This is a genomic window from Bacillus sp. VA13 (assembly GCF_055710085.1).
Genome location: NZ_JBVQPP010000033.1, coordinates 1 through 255 on the forward strand (window position 1 = coordinate 1; position 255 = coordinate 255).

Genomic DNA, 255 nt, shown 5'->3' on the forward strand with positions numbered 1-255 from the left:
CTGTTAAGATAGAACGTTTCAGACTTTAGTGAGGAATGAAACGATTCGATGGAGGCATTATCAGCGGGCGTCCCTTTGCGGGACATGCTCATGGTAATGCCTTTTGTGTTAACAGCTTTTTGATACTTGTAAGATGTATACACAGAACCTTGGTCACTATGTAACACGCAGTTCTCAGGCAGTGTTGGCAGCTGATCAAGTGTGTCTAAGACAAAGTCTGTGTCCTGCTTATCGCCAATCGTAAAAGCAATCACT

General features: G+C 43.5%; 1 protein-coding gene. It reads right to left on the reverse strand.

The features are described 5' to 3' along the window. The coding region (locus AC0C66_RS21620; RefSeq protein WP_472973712.1) for a transposase at positions 1–255 on the reverse strand (255 nt) is incomplete at both ends.